Genomic DNA, 26,749 nt, shown 5'->3' on the forward strand with positions numbered 1-26,749 from the left:
TATCGTATAAAATAGTTCTTTATGGAGGGTAGGCTTATTATTCCTTCAAGCGGCTTACCAGATGCCAAATCTTCTGAAGCAGACTCCTCAGTCTTGCAAATACGGGGCGGGCATCGTTTGCACGGTCATGTAAGAATTAGTGGGGCAAAAAATTCGGCACTAGTCATAATGGCCGGGGCTTTATTATGCTCTGGAGAATGTTATATTCGCAATGTGCCGCTATTGACGGACGTTGCACGGATGGGTCAAGTTTTGTCAGCTTTGGGTGTTGGCTTGAAGCAAGATGGAGAAATCTTAGAGATTGATGCCAGAGAGATTACAACATCTAAGGCTCCTTACGAACTGGTGACGCAATTAAGGGCAAGTTTTTTTGCGATCGGTCCAATTCTAGCAAGGTTGGGAGTAGCACAAGTTCCGTTACCAGGGGGGTGTGCCATTGGAGCAAGACCTGTGGATCTCCATGTTCGAGGATTGCAAGCAATGGGGGCTGAAGTTCAGATCGAGCATGGTATTTGTAATGCTTATGTTCCTGGCAATAACAACCGATTGAGGGGAGCAAAGATCTATTTAGATATTCCTAGTGTGGGTGCAACAGAAACTTTAATGATGGCTGCAACTCTTGCAGATGGCGAAACTATCATTGAAAATGCTGCACGCGAACCGGAAGTGATCGATTTGGCAAACTTCTGTATTGCCATGGGAGCAAAAATACACGGTGCGGGAACCAGTACGATTACCATTGTTGGCGTACCCGAGCTGCATTCCACGGAGTATGATATTATTCCCGATCGCATTGAAGCAGGGACTTTTTTAGTAGCAGCAGCCATTACCCGTTCGGAACTTCTTCTATCGCCAGTCGTTCCAGAGCACCTCATTCCCGTGATGGCCAAACTTAAAGAGATCGGAGTCACGATTGTTGAGGAAGCCCCTAAATGCTTGCGGACTTTGCCAGCAGAGACTTTGAGGGCGGCTGATATCGAAACTCTACCCCATCCCGGCTTCCCAACAGATATGCAAGCACCTTTTATGGCATTGCTAACATTGGCTGAAGGGGATAGTGTAATTAATGAATCCGTGTTTGAGAATCGTTTGCGTCATGCTTCGGAGTTAAATCGCTTGGGGGCTGACATTCGCGTTAAGGGGAACACAGCATTTGTTCGAGGAGTTCCCGTGCTTTCAGGCGCACCAGTACTCGGTACGGATTTGCGAGCATCAGCAGCGTTAGTCATCGCCGGACTCGCCGCACAAGGAAAAACTGTCGTTCAAGGATTGCGTTACTTGGATCGGGGTTATGACAGGCTCGATATGAAATTACAGCAAGTGGGTGCTAAAGTAGAGCGTTTACCTGCGGTTCCAGATACGAATGCAGAAGAAACCTCTAGGGTTGTTAATCCTCAAGAGTCGGCGGCGGTTTAAATCAGGTTGAGAGAGAGTATCCCTGTTTTGTAAAAATACCTGGCGAATAGAATTCGCGCCTATACAACCGAAGTCCGCCTCCCGTGCGGACTAATTACAGCCTGCATAGTGCTTCTTCCCATCTCGTTCCCAGGCTCCGCCTGGGAATGACTTGTAGGAGGCTCCGCCTCCCATGCGGACTAAAATGTCTTCCTTATCTTCAAAAGATCGAATTTGAAGTAATTCAAGAATTTCCTCAAGAGTTTCATCAGAAGTTGTTTCAAGTTGTTGAATAGCAAACTCCTTTGTTTGATATGTTGAGCGAGAATATCAGCTCCGTTCATACATCTTAAACTCTCTCCCTTATCTCCCTTATCTCCCTTGTCTCCCTTGTCTTCATAAAAAGCTATACTAACAATGGTAAGGTCAAAAACACTTTCACCATGTTACTCCCCAAAACTCAATTGATTGGTCTCAAAGCTGATTCCTTTCGCCATCCACTCGATCTGGAGGCAACTCAAGCACTGAAGCAGATCCCTGGTGTCGATATGATAGTACGGAGTATCTTGGGACCTCTGGCGGAGCAGGTGTTTTATGTAGAAAATATTGCATCAAGTGTTCTGGTTGGTGAAAAACAACTGCCTCACTTACACCAGTTGTTGCTAGACGCTTGCAAAATATTAGATATAGAGCCACCTCAGTTGTATGTGAGACAGCATCCCGCGCCTAACGCTTACACCTTTGCCATGCGGGGGAAACAGCCGTTTATTGTGGTGCATACTTCTTTGATTGATATGCTCGAACCCGAAGAAATTCAGGCGGTGATTGCTCATGAGTTGGGACATCTCAAGTGCGACCACAGTGTTTACTTGACTCCAGTGAATATATTGATATTGGCAGCAGCAGTGGTGCCAAATGTTGGATCTTTTTTGGCTCAGGCAATACAAGCACAGCTTTTGGAATGGATACGCTGTGCTGAGTTTACTTGCGATCGCGCCGCGTTGTTGGCAACTCAAAATCCTAGGGTCGTGATGTCGGTGTTGATGAAACTTGCAGGTGGTTCGCCGACTCTAGCACCGCAGCTTAACCTGGATGCTTTCATTGCCCAAGCTCGTGCTTATGATGAGATTAGCAAGACAGAGTTGGGTGAAATGGTGAAAGCTACCCGGACATCTCAGTTAACTCATCCGGTACCCGTACTGAGAGCTAGAGAGATCGATCGCTGGGCAAGCAGCAAAGAATATCAAAAGTTGTTGCAAAATCAAAAAATAGGTTATAATAGTGAAGTTGCTACCAAGGGCGAGTGGCGAAACTGGTAGACGCACCACACTCAAAATGTGGCGACCTTGCGGTCATAGGAGTTCGATTCTCCTCTTGCCCATTAGATCGGGAAACAAAAATTAGTTTTCAGAAGGATTAGGGAGGCTTAGCTTCACCCGCTGTATTTTGGTTAAAATCTTTGATGAAAATCACCCTTATTTACACAAGACTGCACGGTTTATACTGTGGAATCTATGTTTTTGTAGGTAGTAGGGGTGGGTTATGCCCGGATTTGAATGGGGTTGGTAGTTCCCATCTCGCGCCGTTAGGTTAATTTCTTGATAAAAAATTACCTGAAAGTTTATACAAATCGATGTATGGCAAAGTTAACATACATAATTACAGCCGATTTTAGCTGAATAAACCACACCTTTTGCAAGGGCGCAATGCTTGTGCCCTTGGAAGCACGGTCATTTACCAAAAAATGGCTGCAAGTAGCGATCGCAAACTATCTCACAAGGACGAATCAATCTTTTGTCTCCTTTAGCATAGCAGCCCTCTGCTTTTTCAAGCAAGTTGATGTATAGGAAATGAGAATAGTGTATCGGAAGGAAAAATTGGACTGGGAACTCCACCAGAAACTGAACCAACCCTTTTCTGTTGAACCAAATTTCCATTAGATATCTTTATAACTTCTTCTTTTGGATTTCTACCTATATGTCCGGATAACCGAAACACATAGCGAATACTGATAGTAAGTGTAAATTTTTGATGAAGCAATGTGCGTTTTCTTTTGTCAAAACACTTTATAAGTAAAGAAGAGAAACTGCGATCGCCTGTGGCAGATGCTCCGTGCATCGCACTTTTTATGTACTTAAAAGATGTGATTTTAAGGATCTTTCACGTCTATTTCTAGATTTATATCCAGGATATTTTCTAGAAAAAAAGTAATGCTTTTCGTCTACAGCAAGGCTCTCTTTGGATAAGAAATGGTAAAAATATGCACGACTTTAATATTCATTCTTATTTATGTTTTTGGGAGCGCAATTTGACGGTAGAAGGACAGCGAATTATAATTTATATAGATACTGAAAACGAAAGACAAATGTATATGTAGCAGTCAAGGTTTATTTTCTGAGTTTTGTTTCATATTTCTTGAAGTCAAGGTGATAGGTATGCGATTGAAAAGGTGGGAGTCTCCACGACGAGAAGGTAGGAATGACAAAGGTAGAGGTGGGTCTGCAAGGCAGCGACAACTGAAGAAGCAACAGCAAATGCTTCGCAAAAAACTCAAAGAAGGCGAGCGATCGCCTAAGAGCAAGCTAGATAACAGTAAGAATAAAAAAAAGGGGGGAAGAAAGCTTAATCTTCCCCCCTTTTTTTTGACAAAAACAAAATGTATCTGTCGTTTGGTAAACAACAGCAGTTGTATGCAGAACTAACAAAATTTGGCTAGATATATTGATTATTTTATGAAAAAAGTATACTAGTTGACAGTTATTTCTTAAAAATTGAAGCGTTAGAATTAAATATTTTTCTTTTTCAGAATTTTGATTTTGATTGTTACTTTTCTACCTTTTTATCTAATTTATGAAATTAATTTAAAGCAATTATAAATTTATTGTAAAGTTGTCCGTAGAAATGCTAATTTGGCATCTTTTTAGAGTAGATTGCTATAGAGGCTCAGATAAACAAATTACTACCAGGGAAGTTAGAGATTTACTGAACAAGCTGCTGCATCTCCATGTGTTAACTTTTGACCTAGATATAAGCCTTAAAGATAGACTGCGATAACATCACTAGCTATCTTCAGTCTTACGAAGGGTCGAGTTCCTGTTAATATTCTGTTGGACACAAGGAGTGACTTATGGTAGGAGGAGCTTTTCGGCCTACTCAAAAAGTGTTAGATTTTCCTATTACTGCCTTGCGCTTTAACGATCAGATGCAGACAATACTTAAGTGGGCTAAAGCTCGCGAAAGCAAAACTGTATGTGTTGCCAATGTCCATATGCTGATGGAGGCTTATTGGAATCCAGACTTTGGAACTGTATTGCAGAACGCAGATTTAGTGACTCCTGACGGTATGCCTCTTGTATGGATGATGAAGCTTTTAGGGGCGCGTTATCAGGACCGTGTTGCAGGGATGGACATATTGTTAGCTGTGTGCGAGTTGGCTCAAAAGCAAAATGTCAGTGTTTTCTTTGTAGGCTCTCAGACAGAGATTCTTTCTCGTATGAGAAACAGATTGGAGACAGAATTTCCCAGTCTGAAAATAGCAGCTATGGAACCTTTGCCCTTCCGTCCCATGACTCCTGCTGAAGACGAAGCACTGGTTGACAAGATTAACTCGAGTGGTGCAGGAATAGTGTTTGTGTCTTTGGGGTGTCCAAAGCAAGAGAATTGGATGGCTCAGCATAAAGATAGAATCAAAGCCGTCATGATTGGTTTAGGGGGTGTTTTCCCTGTCTATGCAGGGCTTCATAAAAGAGCACCTCGCATGGTAAGAGATTTGGGTTTTGAATGGCTCTACCGATTGCTGCAAGAACCCCACCGCCTTTGGAATCGTTATACAACAACTATTCCACCGTTTGTGTGGCTGGCTTTTAAGCAACTATTGGCATCACCCTCTGTTATCAGTACACCATTACATATCCGCGAACGGTATTTGGGGTGGAAGATAGTGGATTAGTAGATTGGTGACGATGGTGACTTAGGGGCTTCAAGCCCCTCTCTAATTTTTAGGAGAATATCCCGAACATTAGAAAAATCTCTTGAAAGGACAGGAGCTATTGAGGACGTCACAATTAACTCTTCAAGTACTGAAGGTATTGCAGGCATTTCCATGCACCGCTTTGCTCCCGGTCCTGCACTCATTAAAAATGTCTCTATCGTTGGATTTCATTATGGAATTAGCATAGGACAATATGAGTACCACATAACATTGGAAGATATCTTGCTGAAACAACAGCGCGTTGCAGGAAGAAAGAATGACAAGAATACTCTTAGCATAAGGGCGCTAAAAAGTACTAATGATGTTCCCGTCATATCTGTACATAGTTCTTATGGATTTGTGATTGTGGCTGACTCCTACCTTAACGGGGAAACTGAAGCCAGAAAAAACGGTGTTGGTGTGCAGAGTGCTGGAAGATTATTCATAAAAAATGTAAGTGTAAAGAATTATGCCACTGCAGTACAGTATCCCACTCCTCTAAGAAATCCCTTGCTATTCGCCATTGTGATTTTTCATCGCACACTAACACAACTGCTGGCACGGGCGACCTCTTCATTGAGGATGTTATTGCAAAACTCTCAAGTCTCCATCCTCAGAATGTTTGGGCACGTCAACTTAATAGTGAATGTCAGAATCCACAACTTCGTAACGTGGGCGGCAAAGTCTAGATCTTTGCTATGAAGACTGAAGATGCTTATACAGTGCTTGAAGCTTCCAAAGGAAGTCAAACAGAGATTCTTGGTTGAGTATTTCGTCCCAATCAGGATGCACCAGCTAATACACTTGTTGCGATAATTCGTGACTTTTAGGTGTCGCTTGCATATAGGATAGCAGGGCAAGCGGCTCGAATCGATTTGATTATCCACTTCACATTAGAGAAGAGCGAGCAGGAACTGTAAAGGAACTATCCCTCGCACAGCTCTCGTCGATGGGTATTGGTCAAACTGTTCCACTATACAACAGTATCAAATAGCGGCATCTTAGATATTTGTTTTCCTCATGATAATACTTGTCTTAAAAAGTTTATAAAGTACTTCTACGGTTTTAAGCCTATAGAGCAGTGCTCTTAAGAAGACTTGATACACTTACATTACAATTCTCGTTTAAATAATAGCTTTTTTTTTAAAGATCGGATAAAAACCTCAGTAAAGATACAGATATGTCCTGATATTAAGATTGAGCAATGAAGAAAATAAAAGAATAATAAAGACAGTGTTTTTTTGGGGGACTTAAGTACATGCACTGTAAGCGATCGCAAGTTGTCTAATTGATGCAACATACGGATAAGTAGATGAACAGCAAAGAACTCATTATTGAGGCGGGTCGAACCGAAAGACAATATTGGAAAGACTTGTGGACATACCGGGAACTTTTCTACTTCCTGGCATGGCGTGATATTTTAGTCCGCTACAAGCAGACTGCGATCGGACTTGCTTGGGCCTTGATTCGACCATTTTTGACGATGGTTGTCTTTACAGTTGTGTTTAGCGTTGTTGCGAAGTTACCCTCCGAGGGAGACACACCTTACCCAATTTTGGTGTTTTCAGCACAGTTGCCTTGGCAGTTTTTCTCTGGTGCGCTTAGTGAGTGTAGCAACAGCTTAATTAATAACGCTAACTTGGTTTCTAAAGTCTACTTTCCTCGATTGATCGTGCCGACAAGTGCAGTGATTGTTAGTTTTGTAGATTTTATGATTTCCGGTATGATCCTACTGGGGCTGATGGCATGGTACAACTTTGTTCCAGAGTGGCGTATTTTAACTCTACCAATATTTATTTTGATTGCATTTGCAGCAGCAGTAGGTGCAGGATTGTGGTTGGCAGCGTTGAATGTGGAGTACCGAGATTTTCGCTTTATTGTGCCGTTTATTGTTCAGTTTGGGCTGTATATCTCTCCCGTAGGATTTAGCAGCAACGTTGTACCGGAAGAATGGCGGTTGCTCTATTCTTTGAACCCGATGGTTGGGGTCATTGATGGTTTTCGGTGGGCGATTTTGGGAGGAACATCAAGAATTTATGTGCCGGGATTTGTGCTGTCTCTAGGGGTAGTTGTTGCGGTATTTGTGAGCGGGATTTGGTATTTCCGCAAAACGGAACGTAAATTTGCTGATATAATTTAGCGAGGAGTGAGCTAAGTGTCTGATACAGTCATTCGAGTTGAAAATTTAAGTAAAAAGTACGTTTTGGCTCACCAGCAGTTAGGAGGGAGTAGCAGTTATAATTCATTGCGCGATGCGATCGCAACTGGAACCAAGTCTCTAGCTCAAAAATTACTGAAGCCTTCAGAACGGAAAAAAATCAACCCGAATCGTGAAGAGTTTTGGGCCTTAAAGGATGTTTCATTTGAAATTAAGCAGGGCGATCGTGTTGGTATTATTGGACGTAATGGTGCCGGGAAATCAACGCTACTAAAGATTTTGAGCCGAATTGTAGAGCCAACAAGCGGTTCTATCCGGATTAAGGGGAGAGTTGCTAGTTTACTGGAAGTAGGAACAGGTTTTCACCCAGAGTTGACTGGAAGAGAGAATATTTTTCTCAACGGTGCAATTTTAGGCATGAGCAAGCTAGAGATTCAACGAAAGTTTGATGAAATTGTGGCATTTGCTGAAGTAGAAAAGTTTTTAGATACGCCAGTGAAGCGGTATTCATCAGGAATGTATGTGCGTTTGGCGTTTGCAATTGCTGCTCACTTGGAACCAGAAATACTAATTGTGGATGAGGTATTGGCAGTGGGAGATGCCCAGTTCCAGAAAAAATGTTTAGGAAAAATGAAGGATATAGGGCAAGAGGGAAGAACAGTACTATTTGTTAGTCATACTATGAAGATAGTAGAAGCGCTTTGTTCAAAAGCTATTTTATTAAAAACTGGTCAAGTTATAGAGATTGGTCATGTAAGTTCTGTGATGAGAACTTATTCAAATATGCTGGGTGGAAATGCTGGAGGAGAAATATATCATGTTGTAAGTGATAAGTTATCTTGGAAAGGTATTGCAAATCGTCAAGATTTAAATACTTTAAGTCATGCAGATGACTTGAACTTGGTGTTGCACTTCAAAACTCATAGTCAAAAAATTGAAAATTTTTATATTGATTGTGAAATTTTTAATGAACGAAATGACGACGTAATACATCTAAAATCAAAATTTGTATCAGAGGGTTTTAGTGTAGATAAGTACACAGATTTTCATATTGAATATCTTATAAAATCACCCAATCTAGCGCCAGGTAACTACCATATGACATTGTACATATATACATATCCTGATAACAAAGAAGTTTTTTGGGCAGAAAAAATTGATGTTTGTAATGTTTTAGCATCAAGTCATTTTAACTATTCTGAAGTGTTGGATGGACTAAAAGCGGCAACTATACCTGACTTTAATGTTGTGATTAAATAAAATTTTGTTAGAAAAGTATTTTGGAAGGAGAATCATGAGCGCAAACATGAAAATAACTAATAAAAATTATTTCTTCTTTTGGATGCATTTTTTTATAGTTTGCACAATCTTCAAAACCTTGTCTTAGATAGTTCTAACATTACCTGAGAATTTAATAAAATTAAAAAGGATAAATAATATGAGTTTTTTTATTAAATAAATATGCACGAATAAATTGCTTACACGAAGTAGAATTAAGTGTAATTCTCTAACGCATCTATCTTGAGAAAGTAGAGTGATATATGCAGGAAAAATATAAATTATCATGAAAGTAATTCTAATCTGTGGTTTTCCACCTGCCAAAGACAATTTAAAGGCACCAACTGCTCTTCCATATCAAATTTTGAAGTATGCCCCAGAAAACATAGAAATTGATTTATATTACTTTCCACTTTGGTATAAAACAGAAAAATCTCAAGAGACTTTATTAGAAGAACTTAATCTTTTAAGATTAAAAAAAATTTATAAATTGCAGCGCCCAAATCGTTTGATTCAAAAATACATCAATTGGCGGAATCGTAAGCAAGATTTACCAGGTGGGGTTACATTATTTCCTATCGAGCAACAAGCTATCAATCAAATTAATGCATCAAAAGCTGATGTAATTTGGCTTTACCCTCATTGGCTTATTAATTGGATTACATATCTAAAATCTAAAAAGATTGTTGTATCAGGTATGGATTGCTCTGTTTTACATTCTGAACGTATGCTCCGGTATGGGGGATGGTCAACGATTGATGAAGTTACATCAGAAGTTCATAATCTTCGACAAAATACTAATCTTGAAAAGTTGCTTGGTAAAAAACCTGTAAAGGTTCATATGGTAGGAATAGAAGATGTAAGTAAATACGAATTTATTTCAGGAACAAGAGGTCAAGCATATTTTGTACCTCATCCACATTCTGATTATGTACCTTTACAAAACAAACTTACGCAAACACAGGGTAAAATAACTGTTTTGTTTTCTGGAGGTGGTCACACAGTATATGTAGGAACTCATCTTGAGCAAATAATTAAATCATTAGTAGATGCATCTGAAACACTGGCATCTAGGTTTCAGTTCTTATTCATTGGTAATGACTATGAAGTCTTTCAGCAAAAGTTAATCAGTTCTGGTTACTTTGCTGAGCATTTTAACTGGGTTGAAAACTACTCCAAAGCTATTTCAAAAGCACAAATTCAGATTTTTCCGATTGCAGTAGGTTCAGGAACCAAAGGCAAGGTGTTGAATGCTCTCGCTACTGGTCTTTTAGGAATTGGCTCCAAGTTTGCGTTTGAAAATATTAGTGTTCAACCAGGAGAGGATTGCATAATGTATACCGAACCAGAAGAAGTGTCTCTATACTTATTGAACATTTTGAACAATCTTTCCATTTATGAAAAGATGGCTGATTCAGCTTGTATAAAAGTTAGATTGGAACATTCTCCTGAAAAAACTTCTGAAATATTTTGGTCAAAACTTTTTAGCTAATAATATGGAGTTGTTAAAGGAAATGCTTAAAAATGTATACAAATCTTTTACAAATAAGACACATACGATCGGAACTCGTAATGAAGCTATTATAAACGCTTGGCTCATTGGCTTTAAGGCACTTACCGAATCTGACGCATTTGCCTTGTCCATAAAGCTTTTATCAGACACCTCATATTATTTTTATCGCCTTATGTAGCCGAATACAACACACAGTATTAATTCGTCTTTTAGAAGAAAGTTTTTGGTGACAACAATTATTGATTGAGTGTTTTTCAAATGATCATTGTTTCTCTTTTTGAAGGATTGGGCAATCAAATGTTTCAGTATGCTATGGCTAGACGCCTAGCTGAGAAACATTCAACAGTACTCAAGCTAGATGTTTCATCTTTTGAATCAAATAAGCAGCGTCAATATGGTTTACACTGTTTTAATATTCAAGAACATATAGCAACACAAGACGAAATTGACGCTCTATTAAAGCGACCAAGAAATAAATTCGAGAGGTTTAATAATAAATTATTGAATAAGATTGGTAAAGTAAGTAGACCAAGCCAAAATTTCTTTTTGGAGAAATATTTTCATTTCGATCCTTGTGTTTTAGAAGCACCTAATAATACGTATTTGCATGGATTTTGGCAATCTGAAAAGTACTTTATCGATATTCAAGATATTTTAATAAATGAATTTTCATTTAAATATCCTCAGGACGATACAAATAGAGATTTAAATGAAAAAATTAAATTTCATGAATCTACTGCTATACATATTAGAAGAGGAGATTATATTAATAATGACGAAACTAATCAATTACATGAAGTTTGTAGTTTAGATTACTACAATAAATCCATTACTTATATAGCTGAGAGAGTTAGCAATCCTCACTTTTTTATTTTCTCTAATGATTTGCAATGGGTAAAAGAAAAATTTCAAATAAATTTTCCCATTACTATTATTGAATATAATAACGGTTTCAGAAGTTATGAAGATTTACGGCTGATGAGCCAGTGCAAGCATAATATTATTGCTAATAGTAGTTTTAGTTGGTGGGGAGCATGGTTGAATCAAAACCCAGATAAAATAGTTTGTGTACCGCAGCAATGGTTTAGAAAGAAATATCAAGATACAAAGTATTCTCTTCCTAAAGATTGCATACCGTGGTATAAAGATGATTTCTTAGATACTAAAGATTTAATTCCCAAAAACTGGATACAACTTTAAACTTGAATTTTCATTCATTTTAAGATTTTTTTTAAATCAATGAAAACTAAGAGATACAGTCTTCAGTACGGTTACAACAACTGGTTCATGTTATCCAGAATAATGTCTTCCTCAATCGAATAACTCAGAAATAATTGATGAATCCAAATGAATGAATCACATTCTTACCGTGCTACAATTTTACCTGTTCGTGATGGAATACAACGGCCTCTCTGGTCAGTGATGATTCCCACTTACAATTGCGCTAACTATCTGCGCGAGACACTAGCAAGTGTGTTAGCGCAAGATCCAGGAAAAGACTTGATGCAGATAGAGGTGGTTGATGACCACTCCACTAAAGATGACCCAGCAGCAGTTGTTGAAGAACTAGGTCGTGGTCGTGTAGGCTTTTATCAGCAACCAGAGAACGTAGGCTATATCAAAAATTTTGAAACTTGCCTACAGCGATCGCGTGGCCAGTTAATCCATCTACTACATGGTGATGATTGCATTAGAGATGGTTTTTATCGCAAGCTACAACGTGGTTTTGATGAGAGACCCGAAATTGGTGCTGCTTTCTGTCGGCACATATTTATGGATGAACATGGTCATTGGCATGCTGTTTCTGCACTAGAACAGTCTGAGAGTGGCATTCTCAATAATTGGTTGGAGCGAATGGCTGTACGACAAATTATCCAGACTCCATCAATAGTAGTACGACGTGAAGTGTACGAAAAACTAGGTGGATTTGATAGCCGTATACGTTGTAATGGTGAAGATTGGGAAATGTGGGTAAGAATTGCTACACAATACCCTGTATGGTACGAAGTCGAGCCTTTAGCATTTTATCGAATGCACTCTGCCTCTCTTAGTGGACATTCTATGCGTACTGGTGAGAATATACGAGATTTACGTAAAGTGATTAGTATCATCAAACAATATTTACCTCCAGACAAAGCTAGTTATATTTCGAGTAAAGCATTAGAGTTTTATGCCTTTGAAGCACTTAATTATGCAAGAACATTTGCTGTAAAAGGAGATACAAGTGCAGCCATGATTCAAATTCAAGAAGCTTTGCAATGTTATTTCTCCCCAAAAGTAATTAATGCTTCTTTAAAGTTATTGACACGTGGATTTCTTCGCTTAATTAAATTAAGGTTAAATACTAAATTAGGAAAAACCTCTATCAGCTAAAAAAGCAAATATTAAATATGAAACCACTTCTAAGCGTTATTATTTGCACTCATAATCCACGAAGAGATTATTTAGACATGGTATTGCAAGCTCTAAAGGAGCAGTCTTTATCGACCGAGTTTTGGGAACTTTTACTAGTGGATAATGCCAGTGAAAAACGTCTTTCGTCAGAAATTGACTTAACCTGGCATCCTCAATCACGTCACATTCGTGAAGAAAAACTAGGATTGACTCCTGCTCGCTTAAAAGGTATTGAAGAGGCAGTAGCTGAAACTTTAGTTTTTGTTGATGATGATAATGTTTTAGACTCAGATTATTTAGAAGTAACACTACAAATTAGCAAAGATTGGAAATTTCTTGGCTCTTGGGGTGGCCAGATAAGGCCTCAATTTGATGAACCTCCAGCAGAATGGACAAAACCTTATTGGCAATGGTTAGCTATTAGAGAGTTCGATAAAGATATTTGGTTGAACATAATAGAAGCTAATGTATATCCTTGTGGTGCTGGAATGTGTGTCCGAAAAGTTGTAGCTGAAAAATACGTTAGTTTGGTACTGCACAACTCAAAGCGTTCTAACTTAGATAGAAAAGGAAATTTATTATTTGGTTGTGGAGACATGGACTTAGCATTCACAGCTTGTGATATTGGCTTAGGCATGGGGTTATTTGTAGCCTTGAAACTAATTCATCTAATACCAGCAAAACGGCTTCAAGAAGATTATCTTGTGAAATTAGCTGAAGGCAATAGCTACTCGACTTTAATATTGAATTCTTTTCGAGGTAAGATACCGATTCAACCAAAAAAGTCTTGGAAAGGTAAATTTTATGAATTTTATCGTTTTTGGCGTATGTCTTTAAGAGAACGCCGATTCTACTGGGCTCACAAACGAGGTGAAACTCTAGCAATCCAAGAAATATTAAACAAACAAATTACACATAATTAGCTTTTGTCAACAATCTTTACTTGTTAGTTAAGATTTAGAAAACCTAAAATTTAGGTACTCAAAATGTTCAAAAAAATATTAGTAATATCTCCTGTACCTTTTGCCCCTCAAGATGCTGGCAATAGAGCTAGAATATATGGACTCCTAGTCAACTTACAAAAACTTGGTCATGAAGTACATTTTTTACATATTGAACAAGAAATAAAAGATGTTGACTTAATGCGCCAAGCTTGGGGAGATAAATTTTATTCTTTACCCTATACAGGAGGTATAGAACGAAAACGAAGCTTATCTCAAAAAATTGTCAGAAAGTTAAGATGCTATTTCACGGGTTATCCTAAATATCCCAATGCAATAGATGATTGGTATGATAACTCTGTAAATAAGTTCTTAGTAGAATTGCATGATAAAGTAAAATTTGATGTTGTTATTACTGAGTATGTTTTTTTCTCTAAATTTTGCAGTGCTTTGGTAAAGATGTTTAAAATCATCGATACTCATGATATTTTCGCTAACAGAGCAGAAATTTATCGTAAAGGGTCAAAAATATTATTGGTTTTCTACAACTGTTAAGGAGGAAATTAAAGGGCTTCGGAGAGCTGATTTAATTCTCTCCATACAGAAGGATGAAGAAAAGTATTTTCAAAATTTAATTGGAAATAAAGTCATTACAGTAGGTCACACAGTTTCATTACGTCAACCAAGGTATATATCAGAAGTTCGTCAAAAAATACTTTTTGTTGCTTCTAATAATGATACTAACATTCATGGAATTAATTATTTTATTCATGAAGTTTTTCCGAAAGTAAGAATAAAGCTTCATGATGTGCAATTATTAATTGCTGGAAATATATGTGATGTAATTCAAGACGATGAGGATCTGATTAAACTTGGGTATGTAAATAATTTGAACGATATTTATGATACTTCTGATATAGTTATTAATCCTATCTTATTTGGAACAGGACTAAAAATTAAAACTATTGAAGCTTTAGGACAATCCAAAGTTTTGATAACTACGCCAGAAGGTGCTAAAGGTCTAGAGAGAGGAGATAAAAAAGCTTTTTTGATTGCAAATGATTCAGAGGAATTTGCAGAATTTTTGATTGAAACTTTAACCAATTTAGTGTTATCTAGGAATTTATCCAACAATGCATACTCTTTTGCTAAAAACTATAATGAAGAACTTTTTCATCCTTTGGAAAAATATTTAAACAATAATATTTCGCCATCAATAGAAAAAAATGAAAATAATATTTGCCATATATAAAAATTAACAATTCAAAATACTAACATAAATAATCAATTGGTAGCGTTACAAATTTATTCATAAACCAAATGCAAAAAAAACCTAAAATTCAATTTGTTAGCAGAGACATTCCAGTTGAAAATACTGCTGGTAATTCTACTTATATTTTAGATTTTATAGGCTACTTACAACAATCGGGCTACGAAATAGAGTATACACTTGTTAGCTCACCACTCAATGGTAAAATTCCTTGGTATGTCATTCCATCAAAATTGGCAGAACTAGCCCATGTGTCAGCAAGGGATTATCTACGCATTGGTCGGCTTATAGTTAAAATTAAGCTATCAGACTGGCTCATTGCACCTGTTTGGCTGGTTTATATGTGGTTGCCAGACAGGTTGAAGAATGTTTACCGTTTTGCTAGAGATAAACAACAAACGAGCGATCGCCCTAAAGGGTGGGATGCTCTAGCAAAACCTGAAGAAATCGCTTTTGCCAATTCACGATTTGTCAAATTTAAACCTGATGTTGTCATTGCTAATTATGCTTTTTTAGGAAATATTTTAGACTCTCCTGCTTTAGATGAAACTGCATTAAAAGCCATCCTAACTCACGATGTCCGTCATCAAAGAACTGCTTATTTTAAACAATTAGCAGTTACTGCTCGTGAGTCGGACTGGACTCAGGAGAAAGAAACTATACAATTACGTAAGGCAGAAGTATTGCTGGCTATTCAGGAAGAAGATGCAAAAGTCTTTCAAGAAATGGCACCTCAGTGCGAAGTAATTCACTTGCCTATGTCAGCCTTGTCTCATACGCCTGTTGGAAAACAAGTACCAGGGCGTTGTTTATTTGTAGGAAGTTCCGCAGATCACAACCTGCTTTCTCTCCAGTGGTTTCTCAGCAATGTATGGCCGATTGTTTTACAATCAGTTCCCCATTGCAGTCTTCATATTTGCGGTTCTGTATGCGATGGAATTGAAAAAACTTTTCCAAATGTTCGCTTTCTCGGTAGAGTAGAGGATTTGAAACCCGAATACAGTAGTGCAGAGGTATGCCTCATTCCTCTGATCATTGGTAGCGGTTTAAAAATCAAGCTTGTAGAAGCTTTATCACACAATCGGGCATGTATCTCAACAACTGTTGGTATTCAAGGGCTGCTTGAGATAGCAGGTCGTGCTGTTCTAGTGGCAGATACTCCTGAAGATTTTACAACAGCTATACATACACTGTTAACTAATGCAGAAAAACGCCAATATATGGAAGAACAAGCCGGCAAGTATGTGACTGAAAAACTTTCCCCTAAAGCAGCATATCAGCCATTTGTAGACAGGATTGAACAACACTTACAACAAGTCGCAAACAGAACCACGAAACAATCAGTTGATAACGGTTTCACTGGTAGCAGAGACTTGACCTCCAATTTAATAAATAATTAGGGAGAGACAGTATGAAATTTGATTGGCTAATTATAGGCGCTGGATACTCTGCTTGTGTAATAGCTGAACGAGTTGCTAATGAGCTTGGGCAAAGAGTACTGATTGTCGAGAAGAGAGACCACATCGGTGGTAACGCTTACGATTACTACAACGAGCATGGCATCTTAGTTCATAAATACGGTCCCCATATTTTCCATACCAAATCAAAAAAAGTTTGGGATTATCTCTCGCAATTTACAGAGTGGAGACCCTACTATCATCACGTGCTTGGAGTGTTGGAAGGTAAAAAAGTTCCTATCCCTTTCAATCTCAACTCTCTCTATGCTCTTTTTCCTCCAAAATATGCAGAAAAGCTAGAGAATTTGCTTCTAGAGCACTTTGGTTTTGGAGTCAAAGTACCCATTTTGAAACTGCGTGAGAGCGCTAGTGGCGATCTAACCTTCCTAGCTGATTACATTTATAACAATGTCTTTCTCCACTACACTATGAAGCAATGGGGTGTGAAACCAGAGGAACTCGATCGGGGAGTCACCGGACGTGTTCCCGTGTACATTAGTCGGGATAACCGTTACTTTCAAGACCCCTATCAAGCAATGCCCAAACTTGGTTATACTGAAATGTTTCGCCAAATGGTAGCTCACCCCAATATTAAAGTCCTATTAAACACAGACTACCGTGAGATTATCAACGAAGTTAAGTTTAACAGAATAATTTGCACGGGTCCGATTGATACCTTCTTCGATTATATGTACGGCGAGTTGCCTTACCGTAGCATCAACTTTAAGTTCGAGACTTTAGACCAAGAAAAGTATCAAGAAGTTGGTACAGTCAACTACCCCAACGATTACGACATTACCCGCATTACGGAACAAAAATATCTCTCAGGGCAAACTTCACCCAAAACCACCTTGGTCATGGAATATCCTCAAGCTTATGTACCAGGGAAAAACGATCCCTATTACCCTATCCTCAATGAGGAGAACCGCGAATGTCTGGAGCTTTACCTAAAAGAAGTAGAGAAACTCAACGGTACAGTACTATTTGCAGGGCGTCTGGCAGATTATAAGTACTACGATATGGATCAAGCAGTTATTCGAGCACTTGGTTTGTTTGAAAAAGAAATAGCACAGACTACAATAAAATAAAAATAATATTTGAGAGAAAAAGGTAATAGCTAGCTATTCAATGAGTAAAGCTCTATTAAATCATGGTACTGCATCTACTAAAGAAACAAAATATGTATTGAATAGGTATAAACCAAATGAACATTGTTAGCAGAATTCAATTTCCTCGTACACCCGAAACTTCTGGGTTGTACATGAAATGCAATGAGGCAGCAGTGCTTAATTTTTATGAAGAAAATACAGAAGTATCCTTAACAAAAAATGGTATTTTATCCTTCAATTCTTACTTTAATTCATTATACGAGAAATTCTATGCTAAATATACAGAACTTTACTCTCTGTATTACTTATTAAAGCTTGAAGGTGATTTTCAAGTCTCTCTCTACAGAGAATTCCATGATAAAGAAAACAGGGAGCTTATTCACGTAGAGATCTTTGAAAATTGCCAAAATTCACAACCTGTAAAAATCTTGCTACCAAATTCTTGGCGGAGTGAAGATGCTGGTAGAGTTTACTTGGAAATAACCTGCTTAAGTGAACGTGGTTCATTCAAGAATGGATTCATAGCAACCGAGCAACCCAGAGTTAGGGAAGTAGCCTTGGGTATTGTGACTTGTACATTTAAGAAAGAAACTTATGTTAAAAATACAGTTAACACTATTATAAAAGACAACTTTTTGCAAGATAAAAAACTAAAAATAATTGTTGTTGATAACGGGAAAACATTAAAAAAAGATGATTTTATAGACTCAAGAGTTCAATTAATTCCTAACAGAAATTTAGGTGGAGCCGGAGGATTTACTAGAGGCTTAATACAAGCATTTCAGGAAGCAGTTCACACGCATTTCCTATTTATGGATGATGATATAGAGTTAGAAAGTGAATCTATTTACAGGCTTTTCACTTTGTATGAGTATGCAAATCAAGATTTTGCAATTTCTGGTAGTATGTTGGATTTGTATAAGAAGCATATATTGTATGAAGCAGGAGCGCTATATTCTAAATTCTTAAATACTGATGGTAGCTATGGATACAATCCATTTGCAGTTGTTCCCTTGAAAAAGAATCTTAATCTTAATAACTTTGCAGATAAAAACAGTTTAATATTTGAAGATAAACCAGAGTATGGAGCATTTTGGTTTTTCGCTTTTTCGAGAAAAATTATTGAAGAAATAGGTTTACCAATGCCTTTCTTTATAAGGGCAGATGATATAGAGTTCGGCTTAAGGATTACAAAACACCTTGGTAAACAAATAGTAGCTTTCCCTGGTATAGCTGTTTGGCACGAACCTTTTTATACTAAAAATCCTGTTTGGACTGATTACTATTCATCTCGGAACCAGTTGGTGATACATTCTATCCGTGATTCATTAAAATATTTAAATGCTGTCAAGTTTCTCACTAAAATTTTGTTGCATAAACTCTTGATTTTTGATTACAACTCAGCGGAAATGATGTTAAGGTCTTTTGAGGATTATATGAAAGGACCTTCGCTACTTAAAACCGAAGATCCGGAAACAATACATAATAATATTTTGAAACTAAGTCAAAGCTATAAAACTCAAAATATACAATTTGATGATACATCCCATGGCGATATTAAAATCAAAAAAGAAACTAATAATAGTAAGAAAAATACTTTTTACAAAGTTCTATTTTTAATAACTATTAATGGTCATTTATTACCAAATTTTTTACTAAGTAATGAGAATGTATTTTACTGGATTGGTTCTGAGTATGAGGACTGGTGGACTAAAGTATTTGCAAAAAAGCAAATTTTTATATGCCGAGAAAGTAACCCATCTATTGTGCGTCATCAAATAAGTAGAACTGTATGCTTTGCCATTTTGTTGAGGTGGTTCCAACTTGTTATTAAAAATGCTTCTAAATGGAAATCGAACAGTTCTGAATGGAGAGAGGCTTTCAAAGATTTCACTACCCTTGAATTTTGGAAAGAATATCTCAAGCTCAATGAGCAAAATTAACAGCTTAAATACAAGCGCAATCAAAAATTTAAGTCTGAGCATTACCTTATGCAAACACTACAAACTGAGCAGCTACAACCTATTAATCTTACCCCAATCCCAGATAATCCATTAGTTTCAGTATTAGTTCCAAACTATAACTATGCCAAATACATAGGGGAGGCTTTGGATAGTGTTCTTAGCCAAACTTATCAGAATTTTGAAGTTATAGTCTGCGACGACGGCTCTGCCGATAACTCTTGTGAAGTTGTCAAAACTTATGTTCAGAAAGACTCTAGAATTAAGCTGATCGATAAGGAGAATGGAGGAGTTGCGACTGCTCTAAATCGGGCATATCGCGAAAGTAAGGGAGAGATTATTTGCCTACTAGATGCAGATGACATTTGGATGAATAACAAACTGCAAAGAATTTTAGAGGTATTTAAATCCAACCCTCAAAGTGGTCTTGCTATTCATAATGTGATTAAAATTGATGCTCAAGGCAACTTTATCAATTCCACTCCCCACTACCGGAAATTAGCGATAGGTTGGATGGCACAATTTGCACTGGAAAATGGTGGATTTGTTTACGATATACCTCCAGCTTCTGCATTAAGTATGAGACGTGAAGTAACAAACTTGTTATTTCCTCTAAATGAGACCTTTAGAAGCAATGCAGATAGTCTGATCTTTCGTCTTGCGCCATTTATAACAGTCATTGGTACTGTAAGCGAGGTGTTAAGTAAATTCCGTTTCCACGGAGCAAATACAACAAGCCTATTGACTGTAACAGCAGAACGTTTGGAACGAGAGGAAGTTGTTTTTGAACGCTTGCACCAAGAACAAAAACGATTTTTAACAGAGGTTTATGGTGCATCAATAGCAAAGAGACTAAGTGACTTGAAGCACAGTGTGTTAGTCTGCAATGCTCGTTACTTAGTTGCTCGTCTTCGAGATAAACCAGGAAAAGAGCGCAAGCAAGTTCACCAACAGCTTGTTTCTCACCCACAATTTCATGAATATTTTGGGGAAGCTTTATTTCAAAAGTGGTTAGTGCAATGGGGTCAGTATTGTCCCGATGCATTTTTTGTATTCTTGTTTGACCAAGTTTATGGTTCTGGTTCCCTTAAGCGTATAGCAAGATTTTTGTTTAAGCGCAAGCAAACTGTAAATTTTGTGGGTGGGTAATTGAAAGTCTTGTAAGCCGAATACCATTGGCTGTTCCGTAACCTTCCGGATAGATGCCTGAAGCCATGGAAAATATTATTACTTAATGCCCACATACTAAAGCGCGATCGCCCTTCCTGAAATTGGTGAAGTACTTTAGTCCAAACAAAATTGAGCCACTACCGGCTTGCTTAGCATCATGTAACATTCTGTAATACTTTGTAGCTAAACGTTGGTCTTCGCACACCTAATGTCCTTTCTATAAAAAGGGATTTGTCAAATGCTGAAACTAAACCTTGGTTGTGGTTCCCAAACTCCAAATGGCTGGGTAAATGTAGATTATGCGCTTGGCGCTTGGATAGCAAAGCTACCAGTTTTTTCTCTCATAAACAAAGTTTTTAGAATTATTAACATTGATTGGTCAGATGAAATTTTCATGCATGACCTCAGGAAAAGATTTCCTTGGAAAGATAATTCAGTCAATATTATTTATAGCTCTCATACTCTAGAGCATTTGTCAAAAACTGAAGGACTAAATTTTCTCAGAGAATGTTATCGAGTTTTGAAGCCCAATGGCATTATTCGGATCGTAGTTCCAGACTTAAAAGCGATTGTTGACAAGTATCAGCAGGGTGAAATAGCAGCCGATGAAGTCCTCGACCAACTTCATGTCAGCTATGAGTCGCCTGACGACGGATTCCTGAAGCAAAAACTAGCACCATTTATTCGATTTCCTCATAAGTGTATGTATGACACTCCCACGTTATTACGGGTTATGTCTGATATTGGTTTTGAGGTTGCTAGCAAGCAGGGTTTTGAAAGTGAGATTGACGACGTAGAGATAGTCGAACTATCAGATCGAACTATTGAGGCTGTCATTGTGGAAGGGAGAAAAACATCTAGTTACTCTTACAAGGCGAGGGAATTCACGCAGCCTATTTCTGTAGCTGTTTAAAGTTTACTAAATAGAGAGTAGAATCCCCTATCGCTCCTCATCCACAAAAGTTGAAGGCTTTATTATGCAAGATAAATTTCGCTTAGGTGTTGTATTTACACATCCAACCCAACACCACGCGCCTTTATGGCGAAAACTCAATGAACAACCCGGAGTTTCAGTATCGGCTTTTTACCTCTGTAATGAGAACCAAGTGGGAGGAGATCCAGAACTGAGAAGCACAGAACCTTGGGACGTGGATCTAGTCAGTGGTTATCAATACGAGTATCTAAAAACTTTGACCGGAAAAATCTCTTCTCAGGTCAACAAAAAACTGTTCAATCCTGGGTTATGGACTCGCTTAACACCGCAAAATGTGGATGCAGTTTTTCTACCTAGTTTATCGACATACTCTTACCGCTTAACCGTTCTTCTGTGTAAGTTGCGGGGTATCCCAATCATCATGCAGAATGATGCAACTATTATCACAGATAATTTTTATAAGAGAACCCGAAAAATTGCAATTTCTGTGCTTTATCCATGGACATTTAATTTGGCAGATTACTGGATTTCTAGTGGTGACCATAATGAAATTTATTTGCGACATTATGGAATCCCTGATGAAAAAATGGTACGTGGTTGCTACCCTGTCGATCGGGATAGGTTTGAAGCAACAATTACGCAACATCAACAGGAAATTCAACAAATCCGCCAACAACTTTGCTGGAATGACGATACCTTGCTCTATGGCTTTACAGGTAAATACATTGAGCGGAAAAATCCATTTGAATTTATAGAGGCGATCGCCAAAGCTCATCAAAGAGATCCTCGTATCAGAGGAATTATGATTGGTGGCGGTGTATTGGAAACCGAAATCAACAAACACCTCGCCGCCTTGAATGGAGAAGTTCTTAACTTAGGCTTCGTTAACCAAAGTCAGCTTCCGCTGTATTACGCAGCAATGGATATTTTTATTTCCACATCCCGTATCGATCCCCACCCACTAGTCATTTCGGAAGCCATGGCTGCAGGTTGTCCAGCAATTCTCAGCGATCGCTGTGGTAACTGGGGCTATAATGACACTGTTCAACACCGTTACAATGGACTGGTTTATCCCTGCGGTAATGTCAATGCTTTGGTTGAAGCAATACTAACCTTAACTGACGGTAATATCCGTAACGCTTACAGCCAACGCGCTAAAGAAGTGTTTTCACATCAAGATTTGAACTGCGAGCTAAACGCATTTTTAGAAATTATTAGCAAAATAAAAAGCAAGCAGGGAAAAGCGGCTGTGGGCTTACAGCAGACACTGCTTCAAACAAAATCCAACGGAATACCTGTCAAATCATCCTAGTTATCAAAAGTTACTATGCGCGTTGCAATTCTTCGTAGAACGCCAGGAGTTTTTTTCAGCATGGATGTCTATGCTGATGCTTTGGTTAGTGGGCTTAAGGCGGTTCGTCCTTCTTGGGAAATTGTTGAATTTGCGCCAGAACTAAATCCCGATAAAAAAGAGAAGTCCTGGTTATATGGTGTTTGGAGCTATTATGAACGTTACTGGCGTTATCCTTTAGTGGTAAGAAAAAAACAAGCTGACATCTTCCACATCATAGATCACAGTGATGGTCATCTAGCCCGTTGGCTTAAGAGAAATCATCAACTAGGTGTAGTAACATGCCACGATTTAATTAATTTAATTCAACCAGAGAACATCTACGACCAGGCAAGGATATCTTTTGTCAGTACAGCAGCTTGGAAATTTTCTATCAGAGGAATGCACCAAGCCGATCGTATTATCACTGTTTCATCACACACTGCACAAGATGTCGTGCGTGAATTGAAGATAGAGCCAGAGCGGATTGCAGTTGTACCAAACGGAGTTGAGCGTATCTTTCACCTCCTTCCTCAGGATGATATAGCATCGTTTAGACAACAACACCGTGTTTCACCAGAAACTTTATGTATACTCAATGTGGGTTCAAATCATCCACGCAAGAATATTTTTACAGCATTGAAAGTCATTAAAGCGCTTAAAGATAAAGGATTATCTATTCAGTTTTGGAAAGCAGGTGCAGATTTTACTGCCGAGCAAAAAAAATTTATTCAAACACACAGCTTAGAAAACTGCGTCACCTATTTAGGTAAGCCAGACAAAGAGAGCTTAGTTAATATTTATAACGCAGCTGATGTGCTTTTATCTCCCTCACTTTATGAGGGTTTTGGAATAACAATTTTAGAGGCAATGGCGTGTGGGACAGTTGTCATCACTTCTAATGTAACATCACTTCCAGAAGTCGCGGGTGATGCTGCTATTTTAGTAGCACCAAACGATGTTACAACGATGGTGAAGGCTGTAGGCGAGCTTTTAGAAAAACCTTTATATCGAAAATCATTAGTCGAACGCGGTTTAGCAAGGGTCAAAATGTTTACATGGGAGAAAACAGCGGAGCAAGTTGCCACTCTTTATGAAAAACTTCTGGAAAAAGAAAGGAAAAATTAGTTATCTATGAATTAATTCAAGAGGATTTTTAAAATGCACATTTTAAGTGTACATAACAAGTATCAAATCCGTGGGGGAGAAGATGAATCTCGCGAATCTGAAGAAAAGCTCCTGCAAGAGATGGGTCACCAAGTAGATGTGTATGAAGAAGATAATCAGCAAATTGCATCTCTAAATCCAGCACAATTAGGGTTGAAAACAATTTGGTCAAAAGAAGCTTACAATATAGTCAAACAAAAACTTCGTAGCGCACCCTACGATATTGTCCACATCCAAAATTTTTTTCCTTTAATTTCTCCCTCAGTATATTATGCTGCCAAGGAAGAGGGAGTACCTGTAGTTCAAACTTTACATAACTATCGACTGCTATGCCCGAACGCTCTATTTTTCCGAAACGGAGGCATTTGTGAAGACTGTTTGGGTCAGTTAATCCCTTATCCCGCAGTGATGCATAGTTGTTATCGCAACAGTCAAATTGCTAGTGGCGGAGTAGCAACAATGATTAGCCTGCATCGAAGTATGAATACCTGGACAAAAATGGTAGATGCATATATTGCTCTTACAGAGTTTGCAAAACAAAAATTTATTGCAGGTGGTCTTCCTGAAGAAAAGATATTAGTTAAACCAAACTTTGTGAGTCACGATCCTGGTTTTAGTACAGAGTCTGGTGGCTTTGCGCTTTTTGTAGGGAGACTTTCTGTAGAAAAGGGTTTAGATACTTTATTAACTGCTTGGGAGCACCTTGGTACACAAATCCCTCTCAAAATTGTCGGTGATGGTCCCCTAGCTGACCAAGTCGTAAAAGCAGCAAAACGACTTCCTCAAGTTGAATGGCTAGGACGCAAACCAATGTCAGAAGTTTATACCTTAATGGGTGAAGCAATGTTTTTAGTGTTTCCGTCGAAATGGTATGAAACCTTTGGTCGCGTAGCAATTGAGGCTTTTGCCAAAGGAACTCCAGTCATAGCTGCTAATATTGGTGCTATTGCAGAACTTGTAGATTCTGGTCGTACCGGGCTGCATTTCTGTCCTGGGGATGCAGGGGATTTAGCAGCAAAGGTAGAGTGGGTTTTAGCGAATCCAAAAAAGCTAGCTCAGATGCGTCAGGAAGCGCGGGCTGAGTTTGAAGCCAAGTATACTGCTGAGAAAAACTACCAAAAGCTTATTGAAATTTATACTAAAATTAATAAGATTGTAGCTTGATTAATTGCAGAAAAAGGGTAATAAATGAGATCGGAAATAGAGCTTTATAAAAAAAAAGACGGATATGTTAGAAACTCCATTCTATTACTATTAGCATTTGCTACTGCTTTCTTTCCTCGAATTATAGACGCTATAGGCGCACCTCCAACTATTAATTTTGTTCACTTTGTAATTGTTCCTCTTGCTTGTGGAATTATAATTAGTACAACTAAAGTTAGGAATAAAAAGCAGAAATCTATTGCGAAAATTCTCTTAATAAGCTTATTCGTCCTACTAGGTGTCATGATTATTAGTGCTCTTCTAAATCAAGCTGGAGTTATTAATGTTTTCTTAGATTGGATGTTGCTTACTGAGCCTTTTCTAGTAATTATAGCAATGGTTTCTATCCCCTTTTCTATTGAAAGGTTCAAAAAGTTTAAAACTTGGATTATGGGCTTTATTAGCCTACATATTTTTTTGGCTTTTGCCCAGCACTTTCTAATTACCTTTGGCATTCTTCGAGTAACTAGTATGCAGCCCTTTGACAATGTCCAAGGAGTTTTCTACCTTTCTGGCTCTGGCCATGTTGTTGGTGCTTCTGTTTCTATGTCTTTTGGTTTGTACTTTTGGCTCAGTACAAAAGGAACCCCAATCTGGTTGCGAGCTTCTGTGTTTACTACAGCCTTCATTCAACTTTTATTTGCTGATGCAAAGCAGGTAATCGTAGTCTGGATGATAGCCTGGGTACTACTGGTACTAACTAGATTAAAAGACATAAAAACTGCTCTACAATATATAATAGCTGCTATATTGGTTAGTTATTTGCTATATTGGTGTATATACAACGTGGAAGCCTTTGTTGCTTTTAAAGGCTGGATTAGACCAGAACTTTACGGTCCTGAAGGTAAAGCTACAATACTTAAGAGTGTACCTTTTCAAATAATTCCTTCGTATTATAAATCATCCTTAAATTGGCTATTTGGTTTGGGTCCCGGTCACACTATTGGACGGTTGGGGGGGTGGATGTTAAAAGACTATAGTAGTTTATTAGAGCCATTAGGTGCTACTATTCATCCTGCTAGTCAAGCTGTTTGGTCTTTCTGGTTCAGTCCAGAGTATTATTGGCTGGACTCAAGTTTTTTCGCTCCTTTATGGGGCTGGGCAGGAATTTGGGGAGATTTAGGATTTTTGGGTCTGGCAGCTTATTTGTTTATCTGTTCAATCGTCTGGTGTCGGATTTGCCAGGATGACTTTTCCAGGTTTCAGTTACTTACTGTAATGATTTATGGTTTTATTTTTACTCAGATGGAAGAACCTGGATATATGCTCTCTACAGCAATGCTCATTGGTTTGGCATGGCAAGAACGTCAAATTATCAGAGCTACCCGGAAGAGCTTTCTATACCCCAATGGAGCTATTAATCAATCGCTCTAACTAACGATAGTATTTTTTTTAAATAATTTTATAATGTTTATTAAAGATCGTAAATTTTAGAGAATTTTAAGATATTATCCCAACATTATACGTAATTTTAATCTGGATTTTAATGCTTGTTTTTT

General features: G+C 38.1%; 23 protein-coding genes and 1 tRNA gene. 23 read left to right on the forward strand and 1 reads right to left on the reverse strand.

All coding sequences use genetic code 11. The features are described 5' to 3' along the window. Window positions 1-21: 21 nt before the first annotated feature. The 3 genes from murA to HC643_RS16405 all read left to right on the forward strand — a co-directional run bounded on the left by murA (window position 22) and on the right by HC643_RS16405 (window position 2,776). Window positions 22-1,416, forward strand: coding sequence for a UDP-N-acetylglucosamine 1-carboxyvinyltransferase (gene murA / locus HC643_RS16395; protein WP_038092616.1), 1,395 nt, complete (start codon window positions 22-24; stop codon window positions 1,414-1,416). Between the two features lie 422 nt (window positions 1,417-1,838). Continuing rightward, window positions 1,839-2,714, forward strand: coding sequence for a M48 family metallopeptidase (locus HC643_RS16400; protein WP_072040756.1), 876 nt, complete (start codon window positions 1,839-1,841; stop codon window positions 2,712-2,714). Continuing rightward, window positions 2,693-2,776: transfer RNA gene (locus tag HC643_RS16405), tRNA-Leu, on the forward strand. The genes HC643_RS16400 and HC643_RS16405 overlap by 22 nt, the downstream gene beginning before the upstream one ends. Window positions 2,777-3,222: 446 nt before the next feature. On the opposite strand, the gene HC643_RS16410 is transcribed toward HC643_RS16405, so the two are convergent. Then, window positions 3,223-3,513, reverse strand: coding sequence for a hypothetical protein (locus HC643_RS16410; RefSeq protein WP_050045866.1), 291 nt, complete (start codon window positions 3,511-3,513; stop codon window positions 3,223-3,225). Between the two features lie 317 nt (window positions 3,514-3,830). Between HC643_RS16410 and HC643_RS16415 the strand changes: the two genes are divergently transcribed. The 20 genes from HC643_RS16415 to HC643_RS16510 all read left to right on the forward strand — a co-directional run bounded on the left by HC643_RS16415 (window position 3,831) and on the right by HC643_RS16510 (window position 26,624). Beyond that, a complete protein-coding gene (locus HC643_RS16415) occupies window positions 3,831-4,097 on the forward strand; it encodes a hypothetical protein (RefSeq protein WP_050045867.1) in 267 nt (88 codons plus the stop codon). A 425-nt stretch (window positions 4,098-4,522) separates the two neighbouring features. Continuing rightward, complete coding sequence (locus tag HC643_RS16420) at window positions 4,523-5,344, forward strand: WecB/TagA/CpsF family glycosyltransferase (RefSeq protein WP_038092611.1); 822 nt, start codon at window positions 4,523-4,525, stop codon at window positions 5,342-5,344. 153 nt (window positions 5,345-5,497) lie between these two features. Further along, complete coding sequence (locus HC643_RS16425) at window positions 5,498-6,067, forward strand: hypothetical protein (protein ID WP_038092608.1); 570 nt, start codon at window positions 5,498-5,500, stop codon at window positions 6,065-6,067. 610 nt (window positions 6,068-6,677) lie between these two features. After that, complete coding sequence (locus tag HC643_RS16430; RefSeq protein WP_038092605.1) at window positions 6,678-7,505, forward strand: ABC transporter permease; 828 nt, start codon at window positions 6,678-6,680, stop codon at window positions 7,503-7,505. Window positions 7,506-7,520: 15 nt separating this feature from the next. Next, window positions 7,521-8,783 (forward strand): ABC transporter ATP-binding protein, encoded by a 1,263-nt coding sequence (locus tag HC643_RS41390; protein ID WP_137986307.1) that lies wholly within the window; start codon window positions 7,521-7,523, stop codon window positions 8,781-8,783. A 304-nt stretch (window positions 8,784-9,087) separates the two neighbouring features. Then, window positions 9,088-10,293, forward strand: a complete 1,206-nt coding sequence (locus HC643_RS16440; protein ID WP_050045868.1) for a hypothetical protein — start codon at window positions 9,088-9,090, stop codon at window positions 10,291-10,293. Window positions 10,294-10,572: 279 nt separating this feature from the next. Then, window positions 10,573-11,514, forward strand: a complete 942-nt coding sequence (locus HC643_RS16445; RefSeq protein WP_167844698.1) for an alpha-1,2-fucosyltransferase — start codon at window positions 10,573-10,575, stop codon at window positions 11,512-11,514. A 147-nt stretch (window positions 11,515-11,661) separates the two neighbouring features. Beyond that, a complete protein-coding gene (locus HC643_RS16450) occupies window positions 11,662-12,687 on the forward strand; it encodes a glycosyltransferase family 2 protein (RefSeq protein ID WP_038092599.1) in 1,026 nt (341 codons plus the stop codon). Window positions 12,688-12,704: 17 nt separating this feature from the next. Continuing rightward, a complete protein-coding gene (locus tag HC643_RS16455; protein WP_038092595.1) occupies window positions 12,705-13,631 on the forward strand; it encodes a glycosyltransferase in 927 nt (308 codons plus the stop codon). Between the two features lie 63 nt (window positions 13,632-13,694). Continuing rightward, window positions 13,695-14,204 carry a hypothetical protein gene (locus HC643_RS16460; protein ID WP_167844699.1) on the forward strand — a complete coding sequence of 170 codons (510 nt, stop codon included), beginning with the start codon at window positions 13,695-13,697 and terminating at the stop codon, window positions 14,202-14,204. Then, window positions 14,131-14,901, forward strand: coding sequence for a glycosyltransferase family 4 protein (locus tag HC643_RS16465; RefSeq protein ID WP_167844700.1), 771 nt, complete (start codon window positions 14,131-14,133; stop codon window positions 14,899-14,901). Before HC643_RS16460 ends, HC643_RS16465 begins: the two co-directional genes overlap by 74 nt. A 68-nt stretch (window positions 14,902-14,969) precedes the next feature. Further along, window positions 14,970-16,319: a glycosyltransferase gene (locus tag HC643_RS16470; RefSeq protein ID WP_063779506.1), complete on the forward strand. Its 1,350-nt coding sequence runs from the start codon at window positions 14,970-14,972 to the stop codon at window positions 16,317-16,319. Between the two features lie 11 nt (window positions 16,320-16,330). Next, window positions 16,331-17,464 carry a UDP-galactopyranose mutase gene (glf, locus tag HC643_RS16475; RefSeq protein WP_038092589.1) on the forward strand — a complete coding sequence of 378 codons (1,134 nt, stop codon included), beginning with the start codon at window positions 16,331-16,333 and terminating at the stop codon, window positions 17,462-17,464. Window positions 17,465-17,580: 116 nt separating this feature from the next. Further along, window positions 17,581-19,428, forward strand: a complete 1,848-nt coding sequence (locus HC643_RS16480; RefSeq protein WP_038092586.1) for a glycosyltransferase — start codon at window positions 17,581-17,583, stop codon at window positions 19,426-19,428. A gap of 48 nt (window positions 19,429-19,476) precedes the next feature. Next, entirely contained in the window at window positions 19,477-20,595 is a 1,119-nt protein-coding gene (locus HC643_RS16485; RefSeq protein WP_038092584.1) for a glycosyltransferase family 2 protein, read from the forward strand. 259 nt (window positions 20,596-20,854) lie between these two features. Continuing rightward, entirely contained in the window at window positions 20,855-21,529 is a 675-nt protein-coding gene (locus HC643_RS16490; RefSeq protein WP_038092583.1) for a class I SAM-dependent methyltransferase, read from the forward strand. Between the two features lie 64 nt (window positions 21,530-21,593). Continuing rightward, entirely contained in the window at window positions 21,594-22,862 is a 1,269-nt protein-coding gene (locus HC643_RS16495; protein ID WP_050045871.1) for a glycosyltransferase family 4 protein, read from the forward strand. A 15-nt stretch (window positions 22,863-22,877) separates the two neighbouring features. Then, window positions 22,878-24,008 carry a glycosyltransferase family 4 protein gene (locus HC643_RS16500; protein ID WP_038092580.1) on the forward strand — a complete coding sequence of 377 codons (1,131 nt, stop codon included), beginning with the start codon at window positions 22,878-22,880 and terminating at the stop codon, window positions 24,006-24,008. 33 nt (window positions 24,009-24,041) lie between these two features. After that, window positions 24,042-25,211: a glycosyltransferase family 4 protein gene (locus tag HC643_RS16505; RefSeq protein WP_038092578.1), complete on the forward strand. Its 1,170-nt coding sequence runs from the start codon at window positions 24,042-24,044 to the stop codon at window positions 25,209-25,211. A gap of 24 nt (window positions 25,212-25,235) precedes the next feature. Then, window positions 25,236-26,624, forward strand: coding sequence for a hypothetical protein (locus HC643_RS16510; RefSeq protein WP_050045872.1), 1,389 nt, complete (start codon window positions 25,236-25,238; stop codon window positions 26,622-26,624). The last annotated feature ends 125 nt before the right edge of the window (window positions 26,625-26,749 follow it).

The sequence above is a fragment of the Tolypothrix bouteillei VB521301 genome (assembly GCF_000760695.4).
Lineage (GTDB): Bacteria > Cyanobacteriota > Cyanobacteriia > Cyanobacteriales > Nostocaceae > Scytonema > Scytonema bouteillei_A.

Excerpts from the sequence above, each read along its gene's own strand:
- HC643_RS16510 (WP_050045872.1), top strand. The coding sequence starts at position 25,236 with ATGAGATCGGAAATAGAGCTTTATAAAAAAAAAGACGGATATGTTAGA.
- HC643_RS16420 (WP_038092611.1), top strand. The coding sequence starts at position 4,523 with ATGGTAGGAGGAGCTTTTCGGCCTACTCAAAAAGTGTTAGATTTTCCT.
- HC643_RS16460 (WP_167844699.1), top strand. The coding sequence starts at position 13,695 with ATGTTCAAAAAAATATTAGTAATATCTCCTGTACCTTTTGCCCCTCAA.
- HC643_RS16430 (WP_038092605.1), top strand. The coding sequence starts at position 6,678 with ATGAACAGCAAAGAACTCATTATTGAGGCGGGTCGAACCGAAAGACAA.
- HC643_RS16415 (WP_050045867.1), top strand. The coding sequence starts at position 3,831 with ATGCGATTGAAAAGGTGGGAGTCTCCACGACGAGAAGGTAGGAATGAC.
- murA (WP_038092616.1), top strand. The coding sequence starts at position 22 with ATGGAGGGTAGGCTTATTATTCCTTCAAGCGGCTTACCAGATGCCAAA.
- HC643_RS16485 (WP_038092584.1), top strand. The coding sequence starts at position 19,477 with ATGCAAACACTACAAACTGAGCAGCTACAACCTATTAATCTTACCCCA.
- HC643_RS16470 (WP_063779506.1), top strand. The coding sequence starts at position 14,970 with ATGCAAAAAAAACCTAAAATTCAATTTGTTAGCAGAGACATTCCAGTT.
- HC643_RS16400 (WP_072040756.1), top strand. The coding sequence starts at position 1,839 with ATGTTACTCCCCAAAACTCAATTGATTGGTCTCAAAGCTGATTCCTTT.
- HC643_RS16490 (WP_038092583.1), top strand. The coding sequence starts at position 20,855 with ATGCTGAAACTAAACCTTGGTTGTGGTTCCCAAACTCCAAATGGCTGG.
- HC643_RS16445 (WP_167844698.1), top strand. The coding sequence starts at position 10,573 with ATGATCATTGTTTCTCTTTTTGAAGGATTGGGCAATCAAATGTTTCAG.
- HC643_RS16480 (WP_038092586.1), top strand. The coding sequence starts at position 17,581 with ATGAACATTGTTAGCAGAATTCAATTTCCTCGTACACCCGAAACTTCT.
- HC643_RS16450 (WP_038092599.1), top strand. The coding sequence starts at position 11,662 with ATGAATGAATCACATTCTTACCGTGCTACAATTTTACCTGTTCGTGAT.
- HC643_RS16495 (WP_050045871.1), top strand. The coding sequence starts at position 21,594 with ATGCAAGATAAATTTCGCTTAGGTGTTGTATTTACACATCCAACCCAA.
- HC643_RS16410 (WP_050045866.1), bottom strand. The coding sequence starts at position 3,513 with ATGCACGGAGCATCTGCCACAGGCGATCGCAGTTTCTCTTCTTTACTT.
- HC643_RS16505 (WP_038092578.1), top strand. The coding sequence starts at position 24,042 with ATGCACATTTTAAGTGTACATAACAAGTATCAAATCCGTGGGGGAGAA.
- HC643_RS16455 (WP_038092595.1), top strand. The coding sequence starts at position 12,705 with ATGAAACCACTTCTAAGCGTTATTATTTGCACTCATAATCCACGAAGA.
- glf (WP_038092589.1), top strand. The coding sequence starts at position 16,331 with ATGAAATTTGATTGGCTAATTATAGGCGCTGGATACTCTGCTTGTGTA.
- HC643_RS16425 (WP_038092608.1), top strand. The coding sequence starts at position 5,498 with ATGCACCGCTTTGCTCCCGGTCCTGCACTCATTAAAAATGTCTCTATC.
- HC643_RS16465 (WP_167844700.1), top strand. The coding sequence starts at position 14,131 with ATGATATTTTCGCTAACAGAGCAGAAATTTATCGTAAAGGGTCAAAAA.
- HC643_RS16500 (WP_038092580.1), top strand. The coding sequence starts at position 22,878 with ATGCGCGTTGCAATTCTTCGTAGAACGCCAGGAGTTTTTTTCAGCATG.
- HC643_RS16440 (WP_050045868.1), top strand. The coding sequence starts at position 9,088 with ATGAAAGTAATTCTAATCTGTGGTTTTCCACCTGCCAAAGACAATTTA.